The sequence below is a fragment of the Streptosporangium sp. H13245 genome, assembly GCF_055690525.1.
Genome location: NZ_JBSZKT010000030.1, coordinates 37,835 through 59,963, shown reverse-complemented (window position 1 = coordinate 59,963; position 22,129 = coordinate 37,835). Strand labels below are relative to the sequence as shown.

General features: G+C 72.6%; 21 protein-coding genes. 12 read left to right on the top strand and 9 right to left on the bottom strand.

Translation table 11 applies throughout. The annotated features are described in order from the left end of the window. Nucleotides 1-5: 5 nt before the first annotated feature. Nucleotides 6-593 carry a TetR/AcrR family transcriptional regulator C-terminal domain-containing protein gene (locus ACW9TB_RS30120; RefSeq protein ID WP_472751465.1) on the bottom strand — a complete coding sequence of 196 codons (588 nt, stop codon included), beginning with the start codon at nt 591-593 and terminating at the stop codon, nt 6-8. A 183-nt stretch (nt 594-776) separates the two neighbouring features. On the opposite strand from ACW9TB_RS30120, the gene ACW9TB_RS30115 reads away from it, so the two are divergent. Further along, nucleotides 777-1,178, top strand: coding sequence for a hypothetical protein (locus tag ACW9TB_RS30115; protein WP_472751464.1), 402 nt, complete (start codon nt 777-779; stop codon nt 1,176-1,178). 96 nt (nt 1,179-1,274) lie between these two features. On the opposite strand, the gene ACW9TB_RS30110 is transcribed toward ACW9TB_RS30115, so the two are convergent. Genes ACW9TB_RS30110 through ACW9TB_RS30100 form a run of 3 tightly spaced genes read right to left on the bottom strand, consistent with a single transcriptional unit; the run spans nt 1,275 to nt 3,993 of the window. Further along, the gene (locus tag ACW9TB_RS30110) at nt 1,275-1,934 is read right to left on the bottom strand and encodes an isochorismatase family protein (protein ID WP_472751463.1); all 660 of its coding nucleotides are present in this window, start codon (nt 1,932-1,934) and stop codon (nt 1,275-1,277) included. A 47-nt stretch (nt 1,935-1,981) separates the two neighbouring features. Beyond that, on the bottom strand, nt 1,982-3,205 hold the full coding sequence (locus ACW9TB_RS30105) for an isochorismate synthase (RefSeq protein WP_472751462.1): 1,224 nt from the start codon (nt 3,203-3,205) through the stop codon (nt 1,982-1,984). A gap of 20 nt (nt 3,206-3,225) precedes the next feature. After that, a complete protein-coding gene (locus tag ACW9TB_RS30100) occupies nt 3,226-3,993 on the bottom strand; it encodes a 2,3-dihydro-2,3-dihydroxybenzoate dehydrogenase (protein ID WP_472751461.1) in 768 nt (255 codons plus the stop codon). Between the two features lie 367 nt (nt 3,994-4,360). Here ACW9TB_RS30100 and ACW9TB_RS30095 point away from each other — a divergent pair, with 367 nt between their 5' ends. Beyond that, a complete protein-coding gene (locus ACW9TB_RS30095) occupies nt 4,361-4,570 on the top strand; it encodes an MbtH family protein (protein ID WP_472751460.1) in 210 nt (69 codons plus the stop codon). A 241-nt stretch (nt 4,571-4,811) separates the two neighbouring features. Here ACW9TB_RS30095 and ACW9TB_RS30090 read toward each other — a convergent pair whose 3' ends face one another. From ACW9TB_RS30090 to ACW9TB_RS30080, 3 genes are all read right to left on the bottom strand, one after another. Then, nucleotides 4,812-6,218 (bottom strand): RNA polymerase sigma factor, encoded by a 1,407-nt coding sequence (locus ACW9TB_RS30090; protein WP_472751459.1) that lies wholly within the window; start codon nt 6,216-6,218, stop codon nt 4,812-4,814. A gap of 196 nt (nt 6,219-6,414) precedes the next feature. After that, the gene (locus ACW9TB_RS30085) at nt 6,415-6,798 is read right to left on the bottom strand and encodes a hypothetical protein (RefSeq protein ID WP_472751458.1); all 384 of its coding nucleotides are present in this window, start codon (nt 6,796-6,798) and stop codon (nt 6,415-6,417) included. Between the two features lie 50 nt (nt 6,799-6,848). Then, nucleotides 6,849-8,042: an AMP-binding protein gene (locus tag ACW9TB_RS30080; RefSeq protein ID WP_472751497.1), complete on the bottom strand. Its 1,194-nt coding sequence runs from the start codon at nt 8,040-8,042 to the stop codon at nt 6,849-6,851. Nucleotides 8,043-8,145: 103 nt separating this feature from the next. Between ACW9TB_RS30080 and menB the strand changes: the two genes are divergently transcribed. Continuing rightward, complete coding sequence (gene menB / locus ACW9TB_RS30075; protein WP_472751496.1) at nt 8,146-9,009, top strand: 1,4-dihydroxy-2-naphthoyl-CoA synthase; 864 nt, start codon at nt 8,146-8,148, stop codon at nt 9,007-9,009. 184 nt (nt 9,010-9,193) lie between these two features. Then, a complete protein-coding gene (gene menD, locus ACW9TB_RS30070) occupies nt 9,194-10,852 on the top strand; it encodes a 2-succinyl-5-enolpyruvyl-6-hydroxy-3-cyclohexene-1-carboxylic-acid synthase (protein WP_472751457.1) in 1,659 nt (552 codons plus the stop codon). Nucleotides 10,853-10,961: 109 nt separating this feature from the next. Here menD and ACW9TB_RS30065 read toward each other — a convergent pair whose 3' ends face one another. Both ACW9TB_RS30065 and ACW9TB_RS30060 read right to left on the bottom strand, forming a co-directional pair. Beyond that, complete coding sequence (locus tag ACW9TB_RS30065) at nt 10,962-11,696, bottom strand: ABC transporter permease (RefSeq protein WP_472751456.1); 735 nt, start codon at nt 11,694-11,696, stop codon at nt 10,962-10,964. Next, nucleotides 11,693-12,376, bottom strand: a complete 684-nt coding sequence (locus tag ACW9TB_RS30060) for an ABC transporter ATP-binding protein (RefSeq protein ID WP_472751455.1) — start codon at nt 12,374-12,376, stop codon at nt 11,693-11,695. The genes ACW9TB_RS30065 and ACW9TB_RS30060 overlap by 4 nt, the downstream gene beginning before the upstream one ends. A 158-nt stretch (nt 12,377-12,534) precedes the next feature. Between ACW9TB_RS30060 and ACW9TB_RS30055 the strand changes: the two genes are divergently transcribed. The 8 genes from ACW9TB_RS30055 (at nt 12,535) to clpB (ending at nt 21,993) form a co-directional block, all read left to right on the top strand. Then, nucleotides 12,535-13,635 (top strand): sensor histidine kinase, encoded by a 1,101-nt coding sequence (locus ACW9TB_RS30055; protein WP_472751454.1) that lies wholly within the window; start codon nt 12,535-12,537, stop codon nt 13,633-13,635. 154 nt (nt 13,636-13,789) lie between these two features. After that, nucleotides 13,790-14,431, top strand: coding sequence for a response regulator (locus ACW9TB_RS30050; protein ID WP_472751453.1), 642 nt, complete (start codon nt 13,790-13,792; stop codon nt 14,429-14,431). Between the two features lie 114 nt (nt 14,432-14,545). Continuing rightward, the gene (locus tag ACW9TB_RS30045; RefSeq protein ID WP_472751452.1) at nt 14,546-15,028 is read left to right on the top strand and encodes a YflT domain-containing protein; all 483 of its coding nucleotides are present in this window, start codon (nt 14,546-14,548) and stop codon (nt 15,026-15,028) included. A gap of 271 nt (nt 15,029-15,299) precedes the next feature. Beyond that, complete coding sequence (dnaK, locus tag ACW9TB_RS30040) at nt 15,300-17,213, top strand: molecular chaperone DnaK (protein WP_472751451.1); 1,914 nt, start codon at nt 15,300-15,302, stop codon at nt 17,211-17,213. Further along, nucleotides 17,206-18,027, top strand: coding sequence for a nucleotide exchange factor GrpE (locus tag ACW9TB_RS30035; RefSeq protein ID WP_472751450.1), 822 nt, complete (start codon nt 17,206-17,208; stop codon nt 18,025-18,027). The genes dnaK and ACW9TB_RS30035 overlap by 8 nt, the downstream gene beginning before the upstream one ends. Next, nucleotides 18,027-18,953, top strand: coding sequence for a DnaJ C-terminal domain-containing protein (locus tag ACW9TB_RS30030; protein WP_472751449.1), 927 nt, complete (start codon nt 18,027-18,029; stop codon nt 18,951-18,953). The genes ACW9TB_RS30035 and ACW9TB_RS30030 overlap by 1 nt, the downstream gene beginning before the upstream one ends. Beyond that, complete coding sequence (locus ACW9TB_RS30025; RefSeq protein WP_472751448.1) at nt 18,953-19,396, top strand: chaperone modulator CbpM; 444 nt, start codon at nt 18,953-18,955, stop codon at nt 19,394-19,396. The genes ACW9TB_RS30030 and ACW9TB_RS30025 overlap by 1 nt, the downstream gene beginning before the upstream one ends. Further along, nucleotides 19,393-21,993 (top strand): ATP-dependent chaperone ClpB, encoded by a 2,601-nt coding sequence (clpB, locus tag ACW9TB_RS30020; protein WP_472751447.1) that lies wholly within the window; start codon nt 19,393-19,395, stop codon nt 21,991-21,993. Before ACW9TB_RS30025 ends, clpB begins: the two co-directional genes overlap by 4 nt. Nucleotides 21,994-22,129 lie beyond the last annotated feature (136 nt).

Below are 22,129 nucleotides of genomic sequence, written 5' to 3'. Positions count from 1 at the left end.
CGTGCTCACCGCGCGCCCAGGCCGGCCAGGAGCGCGTCCAGCCCGTACTCGAAGTCGGTGTCCGCCCCCGGGCTGCCGCCTCCCCTCGACGGGGGACGCCAGGGCTCGTCCCCGTCGTCCGGGGGCTCGGCCCAGCCCGACTGCTGCACCTCCACCGCCACCGCGCCGAAGACGTAGGCCCGCAGGGCTCGTACCGCCCCCGCCGGGTCGGCCAGGCCCGCGTCGGCCAGCTGGTCGGTCTGCTCCCTGATCGCGATCGCGGCCCTGCCCCTGGGGGGCTTGGTCAGGGCGAGGGCCAGCACCCCGGGGTGCTCCCTCAGCGCGGCCCGGCTCGCCCGGCACCAGGCCCTCGCGCTCTCCTGCCAGCTCTCGCCGGGCTCGGCGTGGACGGTGGTGACGTGCTCGGCCAGCGCGTCCATGAGGGCGTCCTTGCCGCGCGGCAGGTGGTGGTAGATGGCCATCGCCTCCACCTGGAGCGCGTCGCCCAGCCGCCGCATCGTCAGGCGCCGGAGCCCCTGGCCGTCGGCGATGTGGAGGGCGGCGTCGATGATCCGTTCCCTGGAGAGCGGGACGGGTGGTCGTTTGGCAGGCATGGGAGGCATCCTGCCACCGTCCACCTTACTGCGTAAAGGACGGCGCGCCGGACAGAACGGACGTTCACTGGGCCCCCGCGGGGGAGGTCCGCTCCCTGAGTACGTGGGCCGGCGGCGGACCGCGTAGGCTACGAGCGATGATCCGCCGGAGGAGACCCGGCGACCGGCGAGAGAGGGAAGAAGATGGCGTTTTTCCGACCGCGCGTGAGCCGGGAGGCGGAGGTTCGTCACCACGCTGACCAGGAGGTCGGGAAGAGCTTCCCCGAGCTTCTGGAGAGGGCGCGCGAGGCCGAGGCCGAGGTGCGCCGGGCGCAGGCCGCCGCGGCCCCCGTGGGGGAGCTGCGAGCCGCCGGGCTCGCCTTCGACGGCGCGCTCACCGAGGCCCTGCGCGCGGCCGAGGCCAACCAGCGCGCGACGTTCGGGATCAAGTCGTACGACGACCGGATCCGCCGCCGCAAGGGCAGGGCGACCCCCCGGGGCGCCGAGTGGACCGCCGAGGTCAACCGCCTGCGTACCCTTCGCGAGCAGAACCGGCTGACCGGCATCCCCCGGGTCCCGCGCCCGGTCACCGCCTCCGCCCGCTGACCCCCGCGCCCGGCGTCCCCGGCACCCCTGGTCCTCGACCCGCGGGGGCTTTCCCCCGCGGGCTCGGTCCGGGCGGCCGGGACCGGGCCGCCGGGCTCAGTGGGTGACGCGGGCGGCCGAGGCGGCGAGCAGCCGCCGGACGCGGGCGGCGGGCAGGACCGCCGCGCACCGCTCGGCCGCGTAGGTCTGGGCCATCCGGTGGTGCTCGGCGGAGAAGTCGGCCACCCCGTCGGCGACGAAGAACACCTCCACGTCCCCCATGAAGGCGTCGCAGGCCGTCATCAGGCAGCCGATGTGGGCGTAGATGCCGGTGACGATGAGCTGGTCGCGGCCCTGTTCGGCGAGCAGGGTGCGCAGCGGGGTGCGGTGGAAGGCGCTGTAGCGCCACTTGGTCAGCCGGATGTCGCCGGGCCCCGGGGTGAGCGCGGCGACGATCTCCTGGGCGCTCGGGTCGGTGCCGACCCCGGCCCCCCAGAAGTCCTCCAGCAGGCCGCGCTGGGCCGAGGTCTGGCCGCCGGGCTGGGCCGAGTACACCACGGGGACGCCGAGCTCCCAGGCCGTCTCGCGGAGGCCGGTGATCGCCGAGACCAGCTCCACGATCGGCGAGGTTCCCGGCGCGAACGCGTTCACGAAGTAGTTCTGCATGTCGTGGACGAGCAGCACCGCCCGGCGGGCGTCCGGTGTCCAGGAGACGCGGTTGACGGGCATCTCGTCCTCGCGGGGCATCGGATAGGGGGTGATTGCGGGTATGGCCACGACTGTCTCTCCTTCTGCTGTGTCTCGGCGTCTCGACGTGCTGGGGGTCACACCTGTCCTGTCCCGGTCTTCTCCCCGGTGACGGTGACGGCCTCCCTGCCGGAGACCGCGTCCGCGTCCGGGTCCAGGTCCACATCGAGGTCCGGGGCCAGGCCGAGGGCCTGCAGGAGGGTCCGGAACTTCGCGGAGGTCTCGGCCAGCTCCTCCTCGGGGACCGAGCCCGTGACGATCCCGCCGCCTGCGAACAGCCGGACGCCTCCGGCGGTCACCTCGGCGCAGCGGATCGCCACCGCCCACTCGCCGTCCCCCGAGGCGTCGCACCAGCCGACCATGCCGGTGTAGAAGCCCCGGTCGAAGGGTTCGATGCGGGCGATCGCGGCGCGCGCCGCGGGGGTGGGCGTCCCGCAGACCGCGGGGGTCGGGTGCAGGGCGACGGCCAGGTCGAGCGCGGTGGTACGGGGGTCGGCGAGCCGCCCGGTGATCCTGCTGGACAGGTGCCACATGGTCGAGGTGCAGATCAGTGACGGCTCGGCCGGGACGCTCAGTGTCCGGCAGTGCGGGGCGAGCGCGGCGGCCACGGCCTGGACCACGACCGCGTGCTCGTGCTGCTCCTTGGCCGAGCAGAGCAGCGCCGCCGCGCGGCGGCGGTCCTCCACGGGGTCGCCGCTGCGCGCGGCGGAGCCGGCCAGCGGGTTGGCGACGACGGCGGGCCCGTCCCTGGAGACCAGGAGTTCGGGGCTGGCGCCCACCAGGGTCCGGCCGCCGGGCAGGTCGACGGCGAAGACGTGGCCGTGCGGGTCGCGGACCGCCAGGCGCCGGACCATCGCGGCGATGTCGACCGGTTCCGGCCTCGTCAGTTCCAGGGATCTGGCCAGCACCACCTTCTCCACCGCGCCGGTGCCGAGGAGTTCCAGCACCCGGCGTACGCCCTCCAGGTGGCCGGAGGGGGTGGGGACGGGGGTGATCCGCCACGGTGGCGCGCTCTCGCGGGGTGGTGGCTCGCCGGGGACGAAGGGGTCGGCCCAGCGGGCGCGCACCGGGGTGATCAGCCGTGCCGAGGCGGGGTCGTCGAAGGGGATCGCGCCGAGGACCAGGTCGCGGTGTTCGCGTACGCGTTCGGCCAGCTCCCGCATGGTCCAGGCGGGCGCCACCACGTCGGCGACGCCTCCGGCGAGAAGGGTGTGCCGGGGAGAGGAGAAGATCGATGAGGAGCCCGGCCGGTACTCGTCGAGAAGCTCGGCGGCGCTGACCGCCTCGTATGCGATAGTCAAGGCTGACCTTTCGGGGGTTCTCAGGCCCTGAGCGTGGCGCCGCCGTCCACGTACAGGTCTTGCATGGTGATGTGCCGGGCACGGTCCGAGGCCAGGAAGATCACGGCTTCGGCGACGTCCTGGGGGTCGGCCAGCCGGCCCAGCGGGATGCCCACGCGGTAGGAGGAGGGGTCTCCCATGAGCACCGCGCCGGGATCGAGTCCCGCCTGCATGGCGGTGTCGGTCGATCCGGGCGAGACCACGTTGCAGCGGATGCCGTGGCGGGCGAGCTCCAGCCCGGCACACCGGGTGAACATGACCGCGGCGGCCTTGGACGCCGCGTACGCCGCCATGCCGACGCGCGGCACGCCCGCGGCGTTGGAGGCCACGGTGACGATCGTCCCGCGGCCTCGGGGGATCATGCGGCGGGCGACGGCGCGGACGGTGTGGAAGACCCCGCCGGCGTTCACCGCGAACACGTGGGCCCAGTCGTCGAGGCCCGTCTCCGTCATCGCGCCGACGTGCAGCACGCCCGCGACGTTGACCAGGACCCCGATCGGTCCCAGCTCGTCCTCGATCCTTCCGACGACCGCGTCCACCTGTCCGGGGTCGGTGACGTCGGTGTGGTGGCGGGCCACCGGCTCCCCGAGGTCCTCCCAGGGCCCGTCGCGCACGTCGACTCCGGCCACGACCGCCCCGGCGCGGGCGAGGGTCGCCGCGACGGCGGCTCCGATGCCCCCGGCGGCGCCCGTGACGAGAGCCACCGTCCCGGGAAGCCCGGGATGGTCCTGCCTATCGATCACACGCACCTCACCATTAAAATTAGGTTAGCCTTACCTCACTTACCCTGACTGTCGACGGTGCGACGGGTAAGAGTCAAAGGTGATCTAGTCCCTGATGATCAGGCATCTTGACATTGCCGTCAATGGGGTGGATCTTAGGCTAGGCTTACCTAATAAGACGCCCTGTCCCAGTGGTCCCTCAGGCCACTCCCACAACGCCGTGACCAGGCACTTCATCGAGGTGCACGCAGTTATGCCATTTTCATCTGCCTTATTCCATGCCCGGATCTGTGGGAAAGCGACGCCCCCGCGCGCCGGTGGGAGAGCCCGTGCCGACCGTCGGAATCCATCGACCCGGGTCCGCCGCCCGGTCCACCCATGCTGGAGGTAACCGATGACCAACCCCTTCGACGACGAGGACGCGTCCTTCCTGGTGCTGGTGAACGCCGAGGGGCAGCACTCGCTGTGGCCCGCGTTCGCCGACGTCCCCGCGGGCTGGGAGACCGTCCACGGTGAGGACTCCCGCGCCGGTTGCCTGGCCTACGTCGAGAGCTCCTGGACCGACATGCGCCCCGGAAGCCTCGTCGCCGGGATGGGCGGCTGACCGCCCTTCCCCGGGCTTCTACGGGCCTTCTCAGGCCTTCTCAGACCTTCGAGGGCCGGTACGGGGCCGTCTCGCCCCGGTTCCCGTACCGGGGCCCTCGGGGAGGGGCGCTCCGCGCTCCTGCCGGTCCCTCCGGGGGGCACTCCCCGCCGGGGCCGGAACACGGCGAAGGGCGCCGTCGCGGACCGGGAGGTCTCGCGGCGGCGCCCTTCGAAGCCCTTCGAACGGGCCGGGACGAAGGTCAGCTGGCCCAGTCGAGCAGCGGACGGGTGTTGCTGGGGTGGCGGAGCTTGGAGAGCGACTCCTTCTCCAGCTGGCGGATGCGCTCGCGCGTCAGGCCGAGGTGCTTGCCGATCTCGTCGAGGGTGTGGGGCTTGCCGTCGACGAGGCCGAAGCGCAGGGCCATGATCTTGGCCTCCCTGGGGGAGAGGTTGCCGAGCACGCCGCGCAGCTGCTCGCCGAGCAGCTGGCGGTCGACGACCTCCGACGCCTCGGGCGAGTCGACGTCCTCGATGAGGTCGCCGATGGTGGTCTCGCCGTCCTCGCCGATGGTGGCGTTGAGGCTGATCGGCTGGCGGCTGGTGCGCAGCAGCTCCTCGATCTGGTCGGGGGTCTTGTCCAGCTCGACGCCCAGCTCCTCCGGCGTGGGCTCGCGGCCCAGGCGCTGGTGCATGTCACGCTCGACGCGCGACAGCTTGGAGAGCATCTCCAGCACGTGCACCGGCAGCCTGATCGTGCGGGCCGAGTCGGCGAAGCCACGCTGGATGGCCTGGCGGATCCACCACATGGCGTAGGTGGAGAACTTGTAGCCCTTGGTGTAGTCGAACTTCTCCACCGCGCGGATCAGGCCCAGGTTGCCCTCCTGGACCACGTCGAGCAGGGCCATGCCCCGGTCGGTGTACTTCTTCGCCACGGAGACGACCAGGCGGAGGTTGGCCTCCAGCATGTGGTCCTTGGCCCGGCGGCCGTCCTCGGCGATCCACTCCAGGTCGTCGCGCGCGACCGCGGACAGGCCGGGACCGGCCTCCAGCTTGGACTCGGCGTACAGACCGGCCTCGATGCGCTTGGCCAGCTCGACCTCCTGCGCGGCGGTGAGCAGGGTGCGGCGGCCGATCGACTTCAGGTAGGTGTGCACCGAGTCGCCCATGACGGAGGACTGGTCGTCGAGGTCGAGGGTCGGCTCGGCCTCCACCTCGGGCTCCTCCGGCGGGTTCCACTCGTCGTCGAGCTCGGCCGCGGCGTCCTTCGCGTCCTTCGCGGTGGTCTTGGCGGCGGCCTTGGTGGTCTTGGTGGTCCCGACGGTCTTGGCGGTCTTGAGGCCGCCCGGGGACTCCTCCCCGGTCGCGGCGGGCTCGGTCCTCGTCGTGGTCTTCCTCGCGGGGGTGGCCTTCGCCTTGCGCGCGGGGGTCTTGCGGGTGCTCTTGGCGCCGGACGCGGAGAGCGCGGGCTCGTTCTCGGCCGCCAGGCTGACACCGGCCTCGGTGAGCTCGCGCAGGATCGACCGGCCCTCGGCGGGGCTGATGCCCGTCTCGGCGAAGGCGTGGCGCAGCTCCGCGAGTGAAAGGTGGCCCTGGACTCGCCCTCGGTCAAGGAGCTGGTCGAGGGTCGTCGGGGCCTCAGATGAGGTCGCCACGGCGGTTGGGGGCATGAGGACACCTCCTCCATCACGGAGTCGTCTGAATTCACGGTCTGCTGGTCTTGGGGTGGGGCGGTCTGGGGGCCGCTCAGCGCACCAGTACCAATAACCCCGGTCAAGAACTTTCTGTTCCCGACTTGACTCGGAAAATATGATGGGTGGATCGCCGTCTCGGCGATCCACCCATCACGCGGGCGCCCGAGAGGGCCTATTCGATCACTTCCACGGGGCCCTCTTCCGGGTCCCCCTGCGCCGGGCCCGAGGAGCCGTCGAGCGGGCCGTCGACCACGGGCATCGGGTAGGGCTCGGCCTCTTCCAGCCGGTTCTTGCTCCAGTATTCGAGGACCTCGCCGGGGTCGGGGTTGACGTCCCTGGAGACCACGTAGTCCTCCGCGGGGGGAGCGGACGCGGTCGGCGACGGCTCCTGCGAGGATCGTCCGGGCTCGTGCGGGGCCACCGGCACCGGCTCGCCCGACGGTTTTTCCGCCCTCCCGATCCCGCCCGACGCGGCGGCCGCCGTGACGGAGATGCCGCCGGCGAGGACCAGGCTCACGATTCCGGCCGAGACCCATGTCTTCCGGGTGACGTTCATCGGGCTTGTCCTTCCTGCTTCGGCTATCTGTTGGACGTGTGGGAGCGCCTTCACGGTTCCCGGTCACGACCATAACGGAGAGCTTCGAGGTCCGGCTTGCCATTGGCCAAAAGCGGTATTTCGGTCACAACGATCAGCTCGGCGGGGGCCGCGTAGGCGGGCAGCCGCTCCTTGGCGAAGGCGCGCACCTCGGCCAGGGACGGCGGGGAGGGCGAGACGACGAAGGCCACCACCCGCTCGCCCCACTCGGGGTCGGGACGGCCGACCACCGCGGCGTCGGTGATCGCGGGATGCTCGGCCACCACGGCGGCCACCGCCGCGGCGACGACCTTCTCGCCCCCGGTGTTGATGACGTCGTCGGCCCGCCCCAGCACGCGCAGCCGCCCGCCCTCCAGGGCGCCCAGGTCCGAGGTGAGGAACCAGCCGCCGTCGCGGACCGCCTCGGTGAGGTCGGGACGGAGCCGGTAGCCGGAGAACAATACGGGCCCGCTCAGGCGGATCCGGCAGTCGTCGCCGACGGCGAGCCCCACCCCGTCGAGGGGCTCGCCGTCGTAGACGCACCCGCCGCAGGTCTCGCTCATGCCGTACGTGGTGACCACCCGGGCCCCGGCCGCGCGGGCCGCGGCGAGCAGCGCGGGGGGAGCGGCGGCACCGCCGAGCAGGATCGTCCCGAACATCGATAGGCGCGGCAGATCCCCCCGATCCACCTGGAGCAGGCGGCGCAGCTGGGTCGGCACCAGCGAGACGTGGTCGGCGCCGGCGGAGAGCACGGCCTCGGGGGAGAACCCGTCGTGCACGATCGGCTCGGTCCCGCCCAGCAGCGACCTGACCAGGACCTGCAGGCCGGACACGTGGGAGGGCGGCAGGCAGCACAGCCAGCGCTCGCCCGCCCCGGCCCCCAGGCGCCGCAGCGAGGCCGACGCGGAGGCGAGCAGCGCCCCGGCGGACAGCTGCGCGCCCTTCGGGGCGCCGGTCGAGCCGCTGGTGGCGATGACCACCGCCACCTCGGCGGGCACCCCGACGCCACCCTCGCGGCGTACCCCGTTCACGTGGGTCGGGCGCAGCGCGTCGAGCGTCGCCCGCAGCGCGGCGGCGGGCAGCGCGGGGGAGAGGGGCAGCACGGCGGGACCGCTGCCGTCCAGTGCCGCGGCCACGGCCCGGAACAGCTCCGGGCCCGCCGGAGACACCACTGCGTGCAATTCCCGTTGCACGGAAAGCCATACCTCGTGCACAGGAATGGTCATCACGGTCGTAAGGTTAGTGCCGGAAGCCGGACAACGGCCGGGGCGGCCCCGGCGCAGCGGAGAGGGTGAAGCCATCGTGGGCACGGAGCGGGTCGAGCCGGGCGTGGACGAGCGGGCGGCGGAGAAGTCCCCCGAGCGCGACGGCGCGGTCGACTGGAAGAGGTCCGGGCAGTACGAGGACATCATCTACGAGACGGGCGACGGCATCGCCAAGATCACGATCAACCGTCCCGAGCGGCACAACGCGTTCCGCCCGACGACGCTCTTCGAGCTCAAGGACGCCTTCAACGTCGCCCAGGAGGACGCGGAGGTCGGTGTGATCATCTTCACCGGCGCGGGCGAGCGGGCCTTCTGCTCCGGCGGTGACCAGAAGATCCGCGGCGACGACGGCTACGTCGACAAGTCCACCCCGCACGTCGGCCGGCTCAACGTGCTCGACCTGCAGGTCCAGATCCGCCGCTGCCCCAAGCCGGTCATCGCGATGATCGCCGGTTACGCCATCGGCGGCGGCCACGTGCTGCACGTGTGCTGCGACCTGTCCATCGCCGCCGACAACGCGGTCTTCGGCCAGACCGGCCCCAAGGTCGGCTCCTTCGACGGCGGCTACGGCTCCTGGCTGCTGGCCGAGACCGTCGGCCTGAAGCGGGCCCGCGAGATCTGGTACCTCTGCCGTCAGTACGACGCGCAGAAGGCCCTCGACTGGGGTCTGGTCAACGCGGTCGTGCCGCTCGCCGAGCTTGAGACCGAAACGGTCAAATGGGCCAGGGAGATGCTGGAGAAGTCGCCGCTGGCGCTGCGCATGCTCAAGGGCGCGCTGAACGCGGTGACCGACGGCGCCGCGGGGATGCAGCAGTTCGCCGGTGACGCCACCCTGCTCTACTACATGAGCGAGGAGGCGCAGGAGGGCCGCGACGCGTTCAAGGAGAAGCGCGCCCCCGACTTCGGCAGGTTCCCGCGCCGTCCCTAGGGACGGCGGAAGGCCTGCTCCAGCGCGGCCCCGGGCGGCGAGGACAGGTTCCCCCGCCGCCCCCACGGGCAGCGAGGATCCGAACGGGTTCGGTCCCGAGGCGTGCCGTCCCGCGTAGACGAGGTCGTTCTCGCGCGCCTCACGACGAACTCACCCCCGGGTGCGGAGTTAAGGAGGCGGTGCGGTGAACCCCGCGACCGCGCTCGCGACGGTGCTGGTCGACGAGCTCGCCCGCTGCGGTCTCACGGACGTGGTGCTCGCGCCCGGGTCGCGCTCGGCGCCGCTCGCCCTCGCCGTGCACGCCGACAGCCGCATCCGGCTGCACGTGCGGGTGGACGAGCGCTCGGCCTCCTTCCTGGCGGTGGGCCTCGCCCGCCGCAGCGGGCGCCCGGTCGTCCTGATCTGCACCTCCGGCACCGCGGCGGCCAACTTCCACCCGGCCGTCATCGAGGCGCACGAGTCGGGGGTGCCGCTGCTGGTGCTCACCGCCGACCGCCCGCCCGAGCTGCGCGACACCGGCGCCAGCCAGACCGTCGACCAGGTCAAGCTGTACGGCACGGCCGTCCGCTGGTTCAGCGAGGTCGGCGTGCCCGAGGACCGCCCCGGCCAGGTCGCCTACTGGCGGTCGACGGTCTGCCGGGCCTACCAGCGCGCGCTGGGCCCGTACGACCCCGGTCCCGTCCACCTCAACGTGGCCTTCCGCGAGCCGCTGATCCCGGACGGCGACCCGTCCTGGTGCGAGTCCCTGGAGGGCGACGCCGGAGGCCCGTGGGTCCGTGCCAGGGTGGCCTCCCCGCCGGTGGCGCTGCACCTGCCGCCGACCCGGCGGGGCGTGCTGGTCGTCGGCGACGGCGCGACCAACACGCGCAGATACGTGGCGGCGGCGGGCATGGCCGGGTGGCCGGTGTTGTCGGAGCCCAACGGGGGCGCCCGCTACGGCGACCACGCGATGTCGGCCTACCACTTCCTCCTCGGCACCCCCGAGTTCGCCGACCGGCACCGACCCGACGTCGTGGTCACCCTGGGCCGCCCCGGCCTGTCCCGGCCGCTGCTCAACTGGCTGAGGCACGCGGGCGAGCACATCGTGGTCGCCGCCGACATGACCCGCTGGCCCGACCCGACCCGCTCGGCCACCCAGGTCGCCCAGGTGGTGGAGATCCCGGTCGCGGCGGGCGACGACGCGTGGCTGCACTCCTGGCGCCGCGCCGAGACGGCGGCCAGGACCGCGATCGACGAGGTGCTGGACGGGACGGGGCTGAGCGAGCCGCGCCTGGCCCGCGACCTGGTGGACGCGCTGCCCAACGGGTCGCTGCTGTTCTCCGGCTCCTCCATGCCGATCCGCGACCTGGACCAGGCGATGCGTCCCCGGCGGGGCCTGCGGATCCTGGCCAACCGGGGAGCGGCGGGGATCGACGGCGTGGTGTCGTCCGCGATGGGCGCAGCCCTCGCCCACAACGGCCCCTCCTACGCCCTGATGGGCGACCTGACCTTCCTGCACGACCAGAACGGGTTGCTCCTCGGCTCCCGCGAGCCCCGCCCCGACCTCTGCCTGGTCGTGGTGAACAACGACGGCGGCGGGATCTTCTCGCTGCTTCCCCAGGCCGCGCTGCGCGACCCCTTCGAGCGGGTCTTCGGCACCTCGCACGGGGTGGACCTGGGCTACGTGGCCGCCGCCACCGGCACGCCGTACACCTTCGTGGACGAGCCCGGCCAGCTGGTCAAGGCGCTGCGCGGCGACGGGCTGCGCATGGTCGAGGTGCGAAGCGACCGGGAGTCCAACGCGATGCTGCACTCCATGATGCGCGACGCCGCCCACGCCGCCGTCCGCGACGCCATGGCGTGACGCGCCCCCACGGGGTCACGTCATGGCGTGCGAATCCGGGACCTCGCCGTACGACGCCGCCGTGACGTGACGTGGTTCGTACGGGTTCGTACTGATTCGTACGGAGAGGTCAGGTGATGTCGCGGCGGAGCGTCAGCGCGCGGGCGGTGAGCACGGTCGCCGCGACGTAGGCCGCGAACAGCAGTCCGCCCGCCCAGACGGGTAGCAGCTCGCCGCCCAGGGGCATGCCGCTCAGCGAGCGGGCCGCCCCGGTCGGCAGCCATCTGCCCAGGTCGGGCAGGAAACTGACGAGCAGGTAGTCGGCGTACATGAACCAGACCAGGGCCACCGCCACCGCCGCGACCTGGTTGCGGATCAGGGCCCCCAGCCCCACCCCGAGCAGGCCGTACAGGGCGACCGCGAGCGCCGAGCCGAGCAGGACCCCGGGCACCGCGGGGGTCCAGGCGGGGTAGCCGGCCAGGCCGAGCATGACCAGGCCCGCCACCAGCGTGACCAGCGCCGAGACCGCCGCGATCAGCAGGCCGACGATCCCGTACGCGGCGAGTTTGGCCGTCACCACCCGGCTCCGCCTCGGGCTGACCAGGAACTGCCAGGTGATCGTCTGGTGGCGGTTCTCCCCGGCCATGCCGAGCACGCCGAGCAGCAGGGTGAAGATGTAGGCCTGCTGGGTCATGCTGTAGACGTTCTCGATCTGCGGGCCGAGCGGCATCTCACCGCCCTGTCCCATCAGGAAGACCATCAGCCCCGCCCAGGCCACGCACAGCGGGGGCGCCAGGGCGGCCAGGATCCAGGTGGTGCGGTTCGCGCGTGCCTTGAGCAGTTCGGCGCGGATCAGGTTGTTCACGTGGTCACCTCCATGTAGAGGTCCTCCACGTCGGTCTCCGGGGTGAGCGGGCCCTGCCAGGCGAGGCGCCCGGCCCGCAGGACGACCATGTGGTCGGCGTGCCGGATCTCGGCGAGCACGTGGGTGGAGACCAGGACCGTGCGCCCCTGGTGGGTGTAGGCCCGCAGGAAGCCCCGCAGCCAGCGCATGCCCTCCGGGTCCAGGCCGTTGGCGGGCTCGTCGAGGATGAGGATCTCCGGGTCCCCCAGGAGGGCGGAGGCCAGGGCGAGCCGCTGGCGCATGCCCAGGGAGAAGCCGCCCACCTTGCGGCCGGCCGAGGCGGTGAGGTCGACCTGTTCCAGCACGTGCTCCACGCGCCCGGGATCCAGCCCGGCGGCGAGGCGGAGCGCCTCCAGGTGCGTGCGGGCGCTCAGGCCCGGGTGGAAGGCCGTGGCCTCCAGGATCGCGCCGACCGTGGAGACGGGGTTCTTCAGGTCACGGTAGGGCTCGCCGCCGATCGTCGCGGTGCCCTCGGTGGGCGTGACCAGGCCGAGGATCATGCGCAGGGTGGTGGTCTTGCCCGCGCCGTTGGGCCCGATGAAGGCCGTGAGTGTTCCCCGTTCCACGGTGAACGACAGGTCGTCGACGGCTCGTACCCCGCCGAACGACTTGCCGAGGTGGGTGACGCTGATTGCTGACATGGCCTCGACGATGCCCCCCGGGCGGGTGGGAGCGCACGGTCCCGGGGGTGGAGTCCGCGGGTTCCACCCGGAGAGGAGGCCGAGGCGGCCCGGGGTGGAGGCGATCTCCACCTCTGGGCCCATGGCTCGCCGCCGGGGGGTACGGATAGCTTGGCGTCGTGACGTTCCTCCGCCACCCCCTGGTACGCCGGTTACTCACCGTCGTGCTGGTGGGCTACCTCGTCTCCGGCCCGGTGATCGGCGCGGTCGAGATGGGCTGGCCCGGGCTGCTGGGGCTGATCCCGTTCGGCGCCGTCGCCGTCGGCTGCTGCCTGTGGGTCCTGCTGGGCCGGGACAGGCGGCACGACACCCGGCTGCTCGCGGCCACCCTGGCCGGGGGACTGGCCCTGCACGCGATCAGCCCCTACAGCGGCATGGGCTTCCTGTACGTCGTGATCTTCGTCGCGCCGTTCAAGACCCGCCTCTGGCCCGCGGTCTACCTGGTCGCGGCGGACATCGTCGGCACGACGGCCCTGTCCTTCCTGCTCGGGCGGCCGGTCGCGGAGGTGCTGGGCAACACCTCCGGCCTCACCTACGTCGCCGTCTTCACCTTCCTGATGCGGCACGTGAGGACGACCAGGGAACAGGCCGTGGCGCTCGCCGAGGCGCGGGCGGGCGAGGCCGTGCTGGCCGAGCGGGCGCGGCTGGCCAGGGAGATCCACGACATCCTGGCGCACTCGCAGTCGGCGCAGATCGTCCACCTGGAGGGCGCGCGGCTGCTGCTCGAACGGGGCGAGGACCCGGCGGCGGCCCTCGACAGGGTCAACCGCGCCGTGCGGCTGGCGCGGGCGGGGCTGGAGGAGACCCGCAGGGCGCTCGACGCGCTGCGCGGGGAGGAGCTTCCGCTGGCCGAGCGGCTGGAGCGGCTGGCGGTGGAGTTCCGGTCGGTGACCGGCTCGCCCTGCGCGGTCTCGGTGGCGGGGAACCTCGACTCGCTGAAGGCGGGGGCCAGGCTGGCGGTCGCCAGGACCGCCCAGGAGGCGCTGACGAACGCGCGCAAGCACGCGCCGGGCGCCGCGGTGTCGGTGGCGCTGCGCCGCGTCGGCCGCTGGTGCGAGCTGGAGGTACGCGACACCGGCGGCCCGCCGGGCCTGCTGGCGTCGTCGGGAGGGGGATACGGGCTGGTGGGGATGCGCGAGCGGGCCGAGCTGATCGGCGGGTCGCTCGCGGTGCGGCCGGGCACGGAGGGCTTCGAGGTCCTCCTGCGGGTCCCGGCGTGAGCCGCCCGCGGCGCGGCGCCGGCGCGGGGGTGGGCGCCGCGCCGCGGACGGTTCACACCGGTGCCGTACGGTGTCTGCGGTGTCTGCGGTGCCGTATGGTGTCGCCGCACGGGGGAGCGGGCGGGGGTGGGTCCGAGGGACGCGGGAGACAGTGGTGACCGTACGGGTGCTGGTGGTCGACGACCAGACGGTGGTGCGCGAGGGGCTGGTGCTGCTGCTGGGACTGCTGCCCGGCATCGAGGTGGTCGGGGCGGCGGCCGACGGGCGGGAGGCGGTCGGGCTCGCCGACTCCCTCAGACCCGACGTGGTCCTGATGGACCTGCGGATGCCCCGCATGGACGGGGTGGAGGCGACCCGCAGGATCAGGGCGGCCCACCCGGAGATCCACGTGGTGGTCCTGACCACGTACTCCGACGACGAGTCGGTCTTCGCCGCGCTGGCCGCGGGGGCGCGGGGCTACCTGACCAAGGACACCGACGCCGAGTCCCTGGCCTCGGCCATCGCCACCGTCGTCGAGGGCGAGGCCCAGTTCGACCCCGGTGTCCAGCGGCGGCTGGCCGAGGCGGTGACCGGGAGCCGCCGCGCGCCCGAGCCGCCCGACGGGCTCACCCGCCGCGAGAGCGAGGTGCTGCGGCTGATAGCGGCGGGCCACTCCAACGCGGAGATCGCCGGGGCGCTGTTCATCTCCGAGGCGACGGTCAAGACGCACATCAACAACCTCTTCGCCAAGGCGGGACTGCGCGACCGGGCCCAGGCGGTGACGTACGCCTTCCGGCACGGCCTGGTCCCCGACTGACCGGACGGCCCGGCGGCGAGGACTGTCAGGTCTGGGGATGTGGGGAGGTCGTCCCGGGGCGAGGGTGGGTCGGGTACGGATTCATCTCGCGGGTGCCCGTCGAAGGGAAGTGCCATGCGACCTGACGTCAGTTTGACCGGTCACGAGACGGTGGCGAGTTTCGGCAACTACGCCGAGGCCCAGCGTGCCGTGGACCGGTTGTCGGACCAGAAGTTCCCGGTCGAGCACACGATGATCGTCGGAGTCGGTCTCCGGCTCGTCGAGCAGGTGCTCGGGCGGCTGACCTATCTTCGCGCCGCGGGGATGGGTGCGGCGACCGGAGCCTGGTTCGGACTGCTGATCGGCCTGTTCTTCGCGATCTTCACCCCCGGACGCTTCCCCTTCGTCCTGGTCCTGTGGGGCCTGATCTGGGGTGCCATCGCCGGAGCGATCTTCGGACTGGTCGGCCACGCGCTCACCGGGGGCAAGCGCGACTTCCTCTCGTCGAGCGCGATCGTCGCCGACCGCTACGAGGTGCTGGCCGCGACCCCGCACGCCGCCGAGGCGCGCAGGCTGCTCAACGTGGGCACGTCCCAGCAGATGCACCAACAGATCTGACCGCTCCCCCAGACAGAGCCCGCACTGACGGCGGCGCGGGTGGAATCGCCCGCGCCGCCGTCCCGCGCCCGCCGCCGGGGCCGCCCGGATCCACCCGGCCTGTTCGAGACGCCGGGCCTGTTCGAGACGCGGGGTTTTGACGCCGGGCTTGTTCGGAACGCGGGGTTTTTGTCGAGACGCGGAACCACCGGGCCGGGGGCGCCGGGAGGTCGCGGGTGGGACGGCGGTGCCGTCCGGCGAGCGCCGGTGCCACAGCGCATAGGAGGGCAGCATGGCTAAAGCAGTCGGAATCGACCTGGGCACCACCAACTCGGTGATCGCCACCATGGAGGGCGACAAGCCCACGGTGATCCCCAACGCCGAGGGGGCGCGAACGACGCCGTCGGTCGTGGCGTTCACCGACACCGGTGAGCGCCTGGTCGGGCAGCTGGCCCGCCGCCAGGCGATCCTGAACCCCAAAGGGACGATCTACTCGGCCAAGCGCTTCATCGGCCGCCGCCACGAGGAGGTCTCCAGCGAGCTGACCGCCGTCTCGTTCGACGTCGTCCCCGGCCCCGACGGAGCCGTCCGCTTCAAGATCAACGAGAAGCTGTACGCGCCCGAGGAGATCGCCGCGGCCGTCCTGCGCAAGCTCGTGGACGACGCCTCGAAGTTCCTGGGGGAGAAGGTCACCGAGGCGGTCATCACCGTGCCCGCGTACTTCAACGACTCCCAGCGCCAGGCCACCAAGGACGCCGGGAAGATCGCCGGTCTGGAGGTCCTGCGGATCATCAACGAGCCGACCGCGGCGGCCCTGGCCTACGGGCTCGACCGTCAGGAGAGCGAGACGGTGCTCGTCTTCGACCTGGGCGGCGGCACCTTCGACGTCAGCGTCCTCGCCATCGGGGACGGCGTCGTGGAGGTCCGGGCGACCGCGGGCGACTCCCACCTGGGTGGCGACGACTTCGACCGGCGCGTCGTCGACCATCTCGCCGACGAGTTCCAGCGGGACAACGGCATCGACCTGCGCCAGGACCCGCAGGCCCTGCAGCGGCTGTTCGAGGCCGCGGAGAAGGCCAAGGTCGAGCTGTCGGCGGTCACCCAGACGCAGATCAGCCTGCCCTTCATCACCGCCGACGCCTCGGGCCCCAAGCACCTGAACACCACGCTCAGGCGCTCGACCTTCGAGGAGATCACCGCCGACCTGCTCGAACGCTGCAGGGGGCCCGTACAGCAGGCCATGGCCGACGCCAAGCTCACCGCCGACGACATCGACGAGGTGATCCTGGTGGGCGGTTCGACCAGGATGCCCGCCGTGCAGAACCTGGTACGCCGCATGACGGGCGGCAAGGAACCGAACATGACGGTCAATCCGGACGAGGTCGTGGCGCTGGGCGCCGCGATCCAGGCCGCCGTCATCAAGGGCGAGCTGAAGGACGTCGTACTGCTCGACGTGACCCCGCTCTCCCTCGGCATCGAGACGCTCGGCGGGGTGATGACGAAGGTCATCGAGCGGAACACCACCATTCCGGCCCGCCGTTCCGAGACGTTCAGCACCGCCGAGGACAACCAGAGCGCCGTGGACGTCGTCGTGCTGCAGGGCGAGCGCGAGCGCGCCGCCGACAACCGCTCCCTGGGCCGGTTCCGGCTGGAGAACATCCGGCCCGCCCCGCGCGGCGTGCCGCAGGTCGACGTGACCTTCGACGTCGACGCCAACGGGATCCTGAACGTCTCCGCCAAGGACAAGGACACCGGCGCCGAGCAGCGCATCACGATCAGCGAGAGCTCGAACCTGGACATGAGCGAGGTCGAGCGGATGGTCGCCGACTCCGAGCGGCACCGCGAGGAGGACCAGCGGATGCGGCAGGTGGTGGACGCGCGCAACGAGCTCGACAGCGCCGCCTACCAGGTGGAGCGCCGCCTGGCGGAGCTGGGCGAGTCGGTACCCGTCCACGAGAAGGCGCGGGCCGAGATGCTGGTGAACGACGCCCGCGACGCGATCAAGCAGGAGGCCCCGCTCGACCGGGTCCGCTCGCTCACCTCCGAGCTCCAGCAGGTCCACCAGGGCCTCGGCGCGACGGGCTCCGGCGTCCCGGGCGGCGGCGCCCCGGGGGCCGAGGGTGGTCCGGGAGGCGCGGGGGCGTCCGGCTCGCGGGGCGGCCGGGACGACGACGTCATCGACGCGGAGTTCACGACCGATGAATGAGACACCCGGGCGCGACCGGCACTCCCCGCCCACCGGCAGGGATCCGCGCGGCGGCCACACCCCGCCGGACCGGGAGCCGTACGACCACCCGGAGCCGTACGACCGGGAGCGGGAGACCGGCAGGGGGGCGCGAGCCCGGCCCCAAAACCGGCACGGAACCCAGGGAACCCAGGGCTCCGGGGACCGGCACGGAGCCCACGGAGTCCAGGGGCCCCAAGGAGCTCAAGAAGCCCAGGGAACCCAGGGACCTCAGGGGGCTGAGACGCGGCGCGGTGGCCAGAGTGGACAGGGGGAGGCGCGTGACCGGGGGCCGGACGAGGACATCCAGGACGTTCAGGGCGCCCAGGACGCTCCGGGCGGTCTCCAGGAGCGTGTCGTGGAACTCCAGGCCCTGGTGACCGACCTCCAGGACCGCAGGCGGCGCGCTCTCGCCGACCTCGACAACCTGCGCAAGCGCGTCAGCAGGGACGCCGTGCGGACCCAGTCCGAGGAGCGGGCCCGTGCCGCCAGGGAGTGGCTGCCCGTGCTGGACAACCTGGACCGCGCGCTGGAGCACGCGGAGACCGATCCCGCCTCCGTCGCCGACGGGCTGCGGGTGATCCGCGACCAGGCACAGGAGGTGCTCTCCCGCCTCGGCTACGCGCGCCGCGACGACACCGGGACCGTGTTCGACCCGGCCAGGCACGAGGCGGTGGGTGTGCTCCCGCAGGAGGGCGTACCCGACGGCACGGTCGTGAAGGTGGTGCGGCCCGGCTACGGGGACGGCGAACAGCAGCTGCGGCCCGCGCTGGTCGTGGTGGCCAAGGGGGCATGATGCCCCCCGACCGGGACTTCTACGAGATCCTCGGCGTGCGGAGGGGCGCGAGCCAGGACGACATCCAGCGCGCCTACCGCAAGCTGGCGCGGGCCAACCACCCCGACGTCAACAAGGACCCGTCCGCCGAGGACCGCTTCAAGGACGTCTCCGAGGCCTACAGCGTGCTGTCCGACCCCGACACCCGGCGCCGCTACGACGCGTTCGGGCCGGAGTTCCGCCAGGTGCCCGAGGACGTGGACCCCGAGACGTGGGCCCGCGCCAGGAGCCGTGGGGCCGGTCCCCGCAGCGGAGGCGGAGGCGGGGGCTTCGGAGGCTTCGAGGAGGGGGTCGATCTCGGCGACCTCTTCGAAGGGCTGTTCTCCGGCAGGAGGGGCCGGTCCGGCGCGAGCTGGGGGCCGATCCCCGGTGCCGACCAGGAGGCCGAGATCGTCCTGACCGTCGAGGAGGCCTACCGGGGCGGGCGCCGCTCCATCACGGTCGGGTCGCGCGGGCTGCAGGTCGACATCCCGCCGGGCGTCATCGACGGGCAGCGCGTCAGGCTGGCCGGGCAGGGCGGCAGGGGCGGCGACGGGGCCGCCGCTGGCGACCTCTACCTGATCGTCAGGATCGCCCCGCACCCCCGCTACCGGCTCGACGGGCGCGACGTCCACGTCCTGCTCCCGGTCACCCCGTGGGAGGCGGCGCTCGGCGCCTCCGTCGCGGTCGACACCCCCGGGGGCGAGACCAAGGTCAAGGTGCCGCAGGGAACGTCCGGCGGCAGGCGGCTGCGGCTGCGCGGCCGGGGAATGCCCAGTCGCCGCGACACGCCGGGCGACCTGTACGCCGAGGTGCGGATCATGGTCCCGGAGCGGCTGTCTGAGGAGGAGCGGCGGCTGTTCGAGCAGCTCGCCGCGGTCTCCACGTTCGACCCGAGGAGGCGGTGATGATCCACCCGTTCCCGGAGCGCGGGCCGTCCCATCCGGGCCCGCGCCCCGCCCAGCCGCGGGAGACCCGGCAGGAGGCCCCGCGACAGCCCTCGGGACAGACCCCGCGGCAGACCGCGCGGGAGGCGGGGAAGGCCTTTCAGCTGACCAGGCCCGCGCGCCTGGACCTGGAGACGTTCGCCAGGGCGACGGGAACCCACCCCGAGCTGGTGCGGCGCCTGGTCGCGCTGGGCGTGCTCGACGCCTGGGCCGACGCCGCCGGGCACCTGTGGTTCCCGCCCTCCCAGCTGCTCACCATGGCGCGGATCCGGCGGCTGCGGGCCGGGCTCTCGATCAACTACGCGGCGCTCGGCCTCGTCATGGACCTGCTGGACCGCATCGCCGACCTGGAGGCCGCCCAGCGCGGCCGTTCCCGACCCACCGGAGGCCCGCCGTGGACATGAACCTGCTGACGCAGAAGTCACAGGAGGCGCTGCACGACGCGCAGACCAAGGCCCTGCGCTTCGGGCACACCGAGGTGGACGGCGAGCACCTGCTGCTGGCGCTGCTCGACCAGCCCGAGGGGCTCATCCCCCGCCTGCTCTCGTACGCGAACGCCGACACCGACCGGCTCAGGGCCGAGCTGGAGGCCGAGCTGGGCCGCCGCCCCCGGGTGGGCGGCCCCGGTGCCGCGCCCGGCCAGGTCTACGTGACGCAGCGGCTCTCCCGCCTGCTGGACACGGCCAAGCGGGAGGCCGACCGGCTCAGGGACGAGTACGTGTCGGTGGAGCACCTGCTCATCGCCCTGCTGGAGGAGGGCAGCTCGACCGCCTCCGGGCGGCTGCTGCACGAGCAGGGGCTGACCAGGGACGGCTTCCTCAAGGCGCTCACCGCGATCCGAGGCAACCAGCGGGTGACGTCCGCGATGCCCGAGGTGGCGTACGAGGCGCTGGAGAAGTACGGCCGCGACCTGGTGGCGGACGCCGTGTCCGGCAAGCTCGACCCGGTCGTCGGGCGAGACGCCGAGATCCGCCGCGTCATCCAGATCCTGTCCCGCAAGACGAAGAACAACCCCGTCCTCGTCGGGGACCCCGGTGTGGGCAAGACCGCCATCGTGGAGGGACTCGCCCTGCGGATCAGCCACGGGGACGTGCCGGAGGGGCTCAAGGGCAAGACGGTCTTCAGCCTCGACATGGGCTCGCTGGTGGCCGGGGCCAAGTACCGGGGCGAGTTCGAGGAGCGGCTCAAGGCGGTGCTCAACGAGGTCAAGGCCGCCGAGGGGCGGATCCTGCTCTTCGTCGACGAGATGCACACCGTGGTGGGCGCCGGAGCCGCCGAGGGCGCCATGGACGCGGGCAACATGCTCAAGCCCATGCTGGCCCGCGGCGAGCTGCACATGATCGGGGCGACGACCCTCGTCGAGTACCGCAAACACGTCGAGAAGGACGCCGCCCTGGAGCGACGGTTCCAGCCGGTGATGGTCGACGAGCCCTCGGTCGAGGACGCCGTGTCGATCCTGCGCGGCCTGCGCGAACGCCTGGAGATCTTCCACGGGGTGAAGATCCAGGACAGCGCGCTGGTGGCGGCCGTCGTGCTGAGCCACCGCTACATCTCCGACCGCTTCCTGCCGGACAAGGCCATCGACCTGGTGGACGAGGCGTGCGCGATGCTGCGTACGGAGATCGACTCGATGCCCGCCGAGCTCGACGAGCTCACCCGCAGGGTGACGCGCCTGGAGATCGAGGAGGCCGCGCTCGCCAAGGAGGAGGACTCCGCGAGCGGGGCCCGGCTGGAGGAGCTGCGCAGGGAGCTCGCCGACCTGCGCGCCCAGGCCGACGCCATGCGGGCGCAGTGGGAGGCCGAGCGGCACGCCCTGCGCGCCGTCCAGGCCCTGCGCGTGGAGATCGAGCAGGTACGCGCGGAGGCCGAGCGGGCCGAACGCGACTACGACCTCAACCGCGCCGCGGAGCTGCGGCACGGCAGGCTGCCCGAGCTGCTGCGGCGGCTGGAGGCCGAGGAGGAGCGGCTGTACTCCAAGCAGGGGACGTCACGCCTGCTGCGCGAGGTCGTCACCGACGAGGAGATCTCGATGATCGTCTCCCGGTGGACGGGCATCCCGGTGAGCCGGCTGCGCGAGGGCGAGCGCGAGAAGCTCCTGCGGCTCGACCAGATCCTGCACGAGCGGGTGATCGGCCAGGACGAGGCGGTACGGCTGGTGGCCGACGCCGTCATCCGGGCCCGCTCCGGCATCAAGGACCCGCGCCGCCCGATCGGGTCGTTCGTCTTCCTGGGGCCGACGGGCGTCGGCAAGACGGAACTGGCCAAGGCGCTCGCGGAGGCGCTCTTCGACACCGAGGACAACATGATCCGCATCGACATGAGCGAGTACCAGGAGCGGCACACGGTCAGCCGCCTCGTCGGCGCGCCCCCCGGCTACGTCGGGTACGAGGAGGGCGGCCAGCTGACCGAGGCCGTGCGGCGCAAGCCGTACTCCGTGGTGCTCTTCGACGAGGTGGAGAAGGCGCACGCCGACGTCTTCAACACGCTGCTGCAGGTGCTCGACGACGGGCGGCTCACCGACGCGCAGGGCCGGACCGTCGACTTCCGCAACACCGTTTTGATCATGACCTCCAACCTCGGCTCCGTCTACCTCCTCGACGGTGTCACGTCGACCGGGGAGATCAAGCCCGAGGCCCAGCAGCGGATCATGGCCGAGCTGCGCTCCCACTTCCGCCCCGAGTTCCTCAACCGCGTCGACGACATCGTGATCTTCAAGCCGCTCACCCCCGAGGAGATCGAGCGCATCGTCGGCCTGATGTTCGTCGAGCTACGCGACCGCCTCGACCAGCGGGGCATCCGGCTGGAGGTCACCGAGGCGGCGCTGCGGCACATCGCCGAGCGGGGCTACGACCCCGTGTACGGCGCCCGCCCGCTGCGCCGGTTCATCGCCAGGGAGGTCGAGACGCGCATCGGCCGCGCGCTCCTGTCGGGGGAGGCGGACGAGGGAGCCGTGGTCCGGGTTGACCTCGCCGGGGACGAGCTCGCCGTGACCTGCGGGTGAGCCGTCATCGATGTGAGACGGCCTGTTCCAGGCATCGGCGAGACTTGGTCCCGGGCTTGTTTCAGGCCCAGGGGGCGGCCTCGTCCCTGGTTTCGGGCTCGGGCCCGGGTTCAGCCCCAGCCTCGGTTTTGGCCCG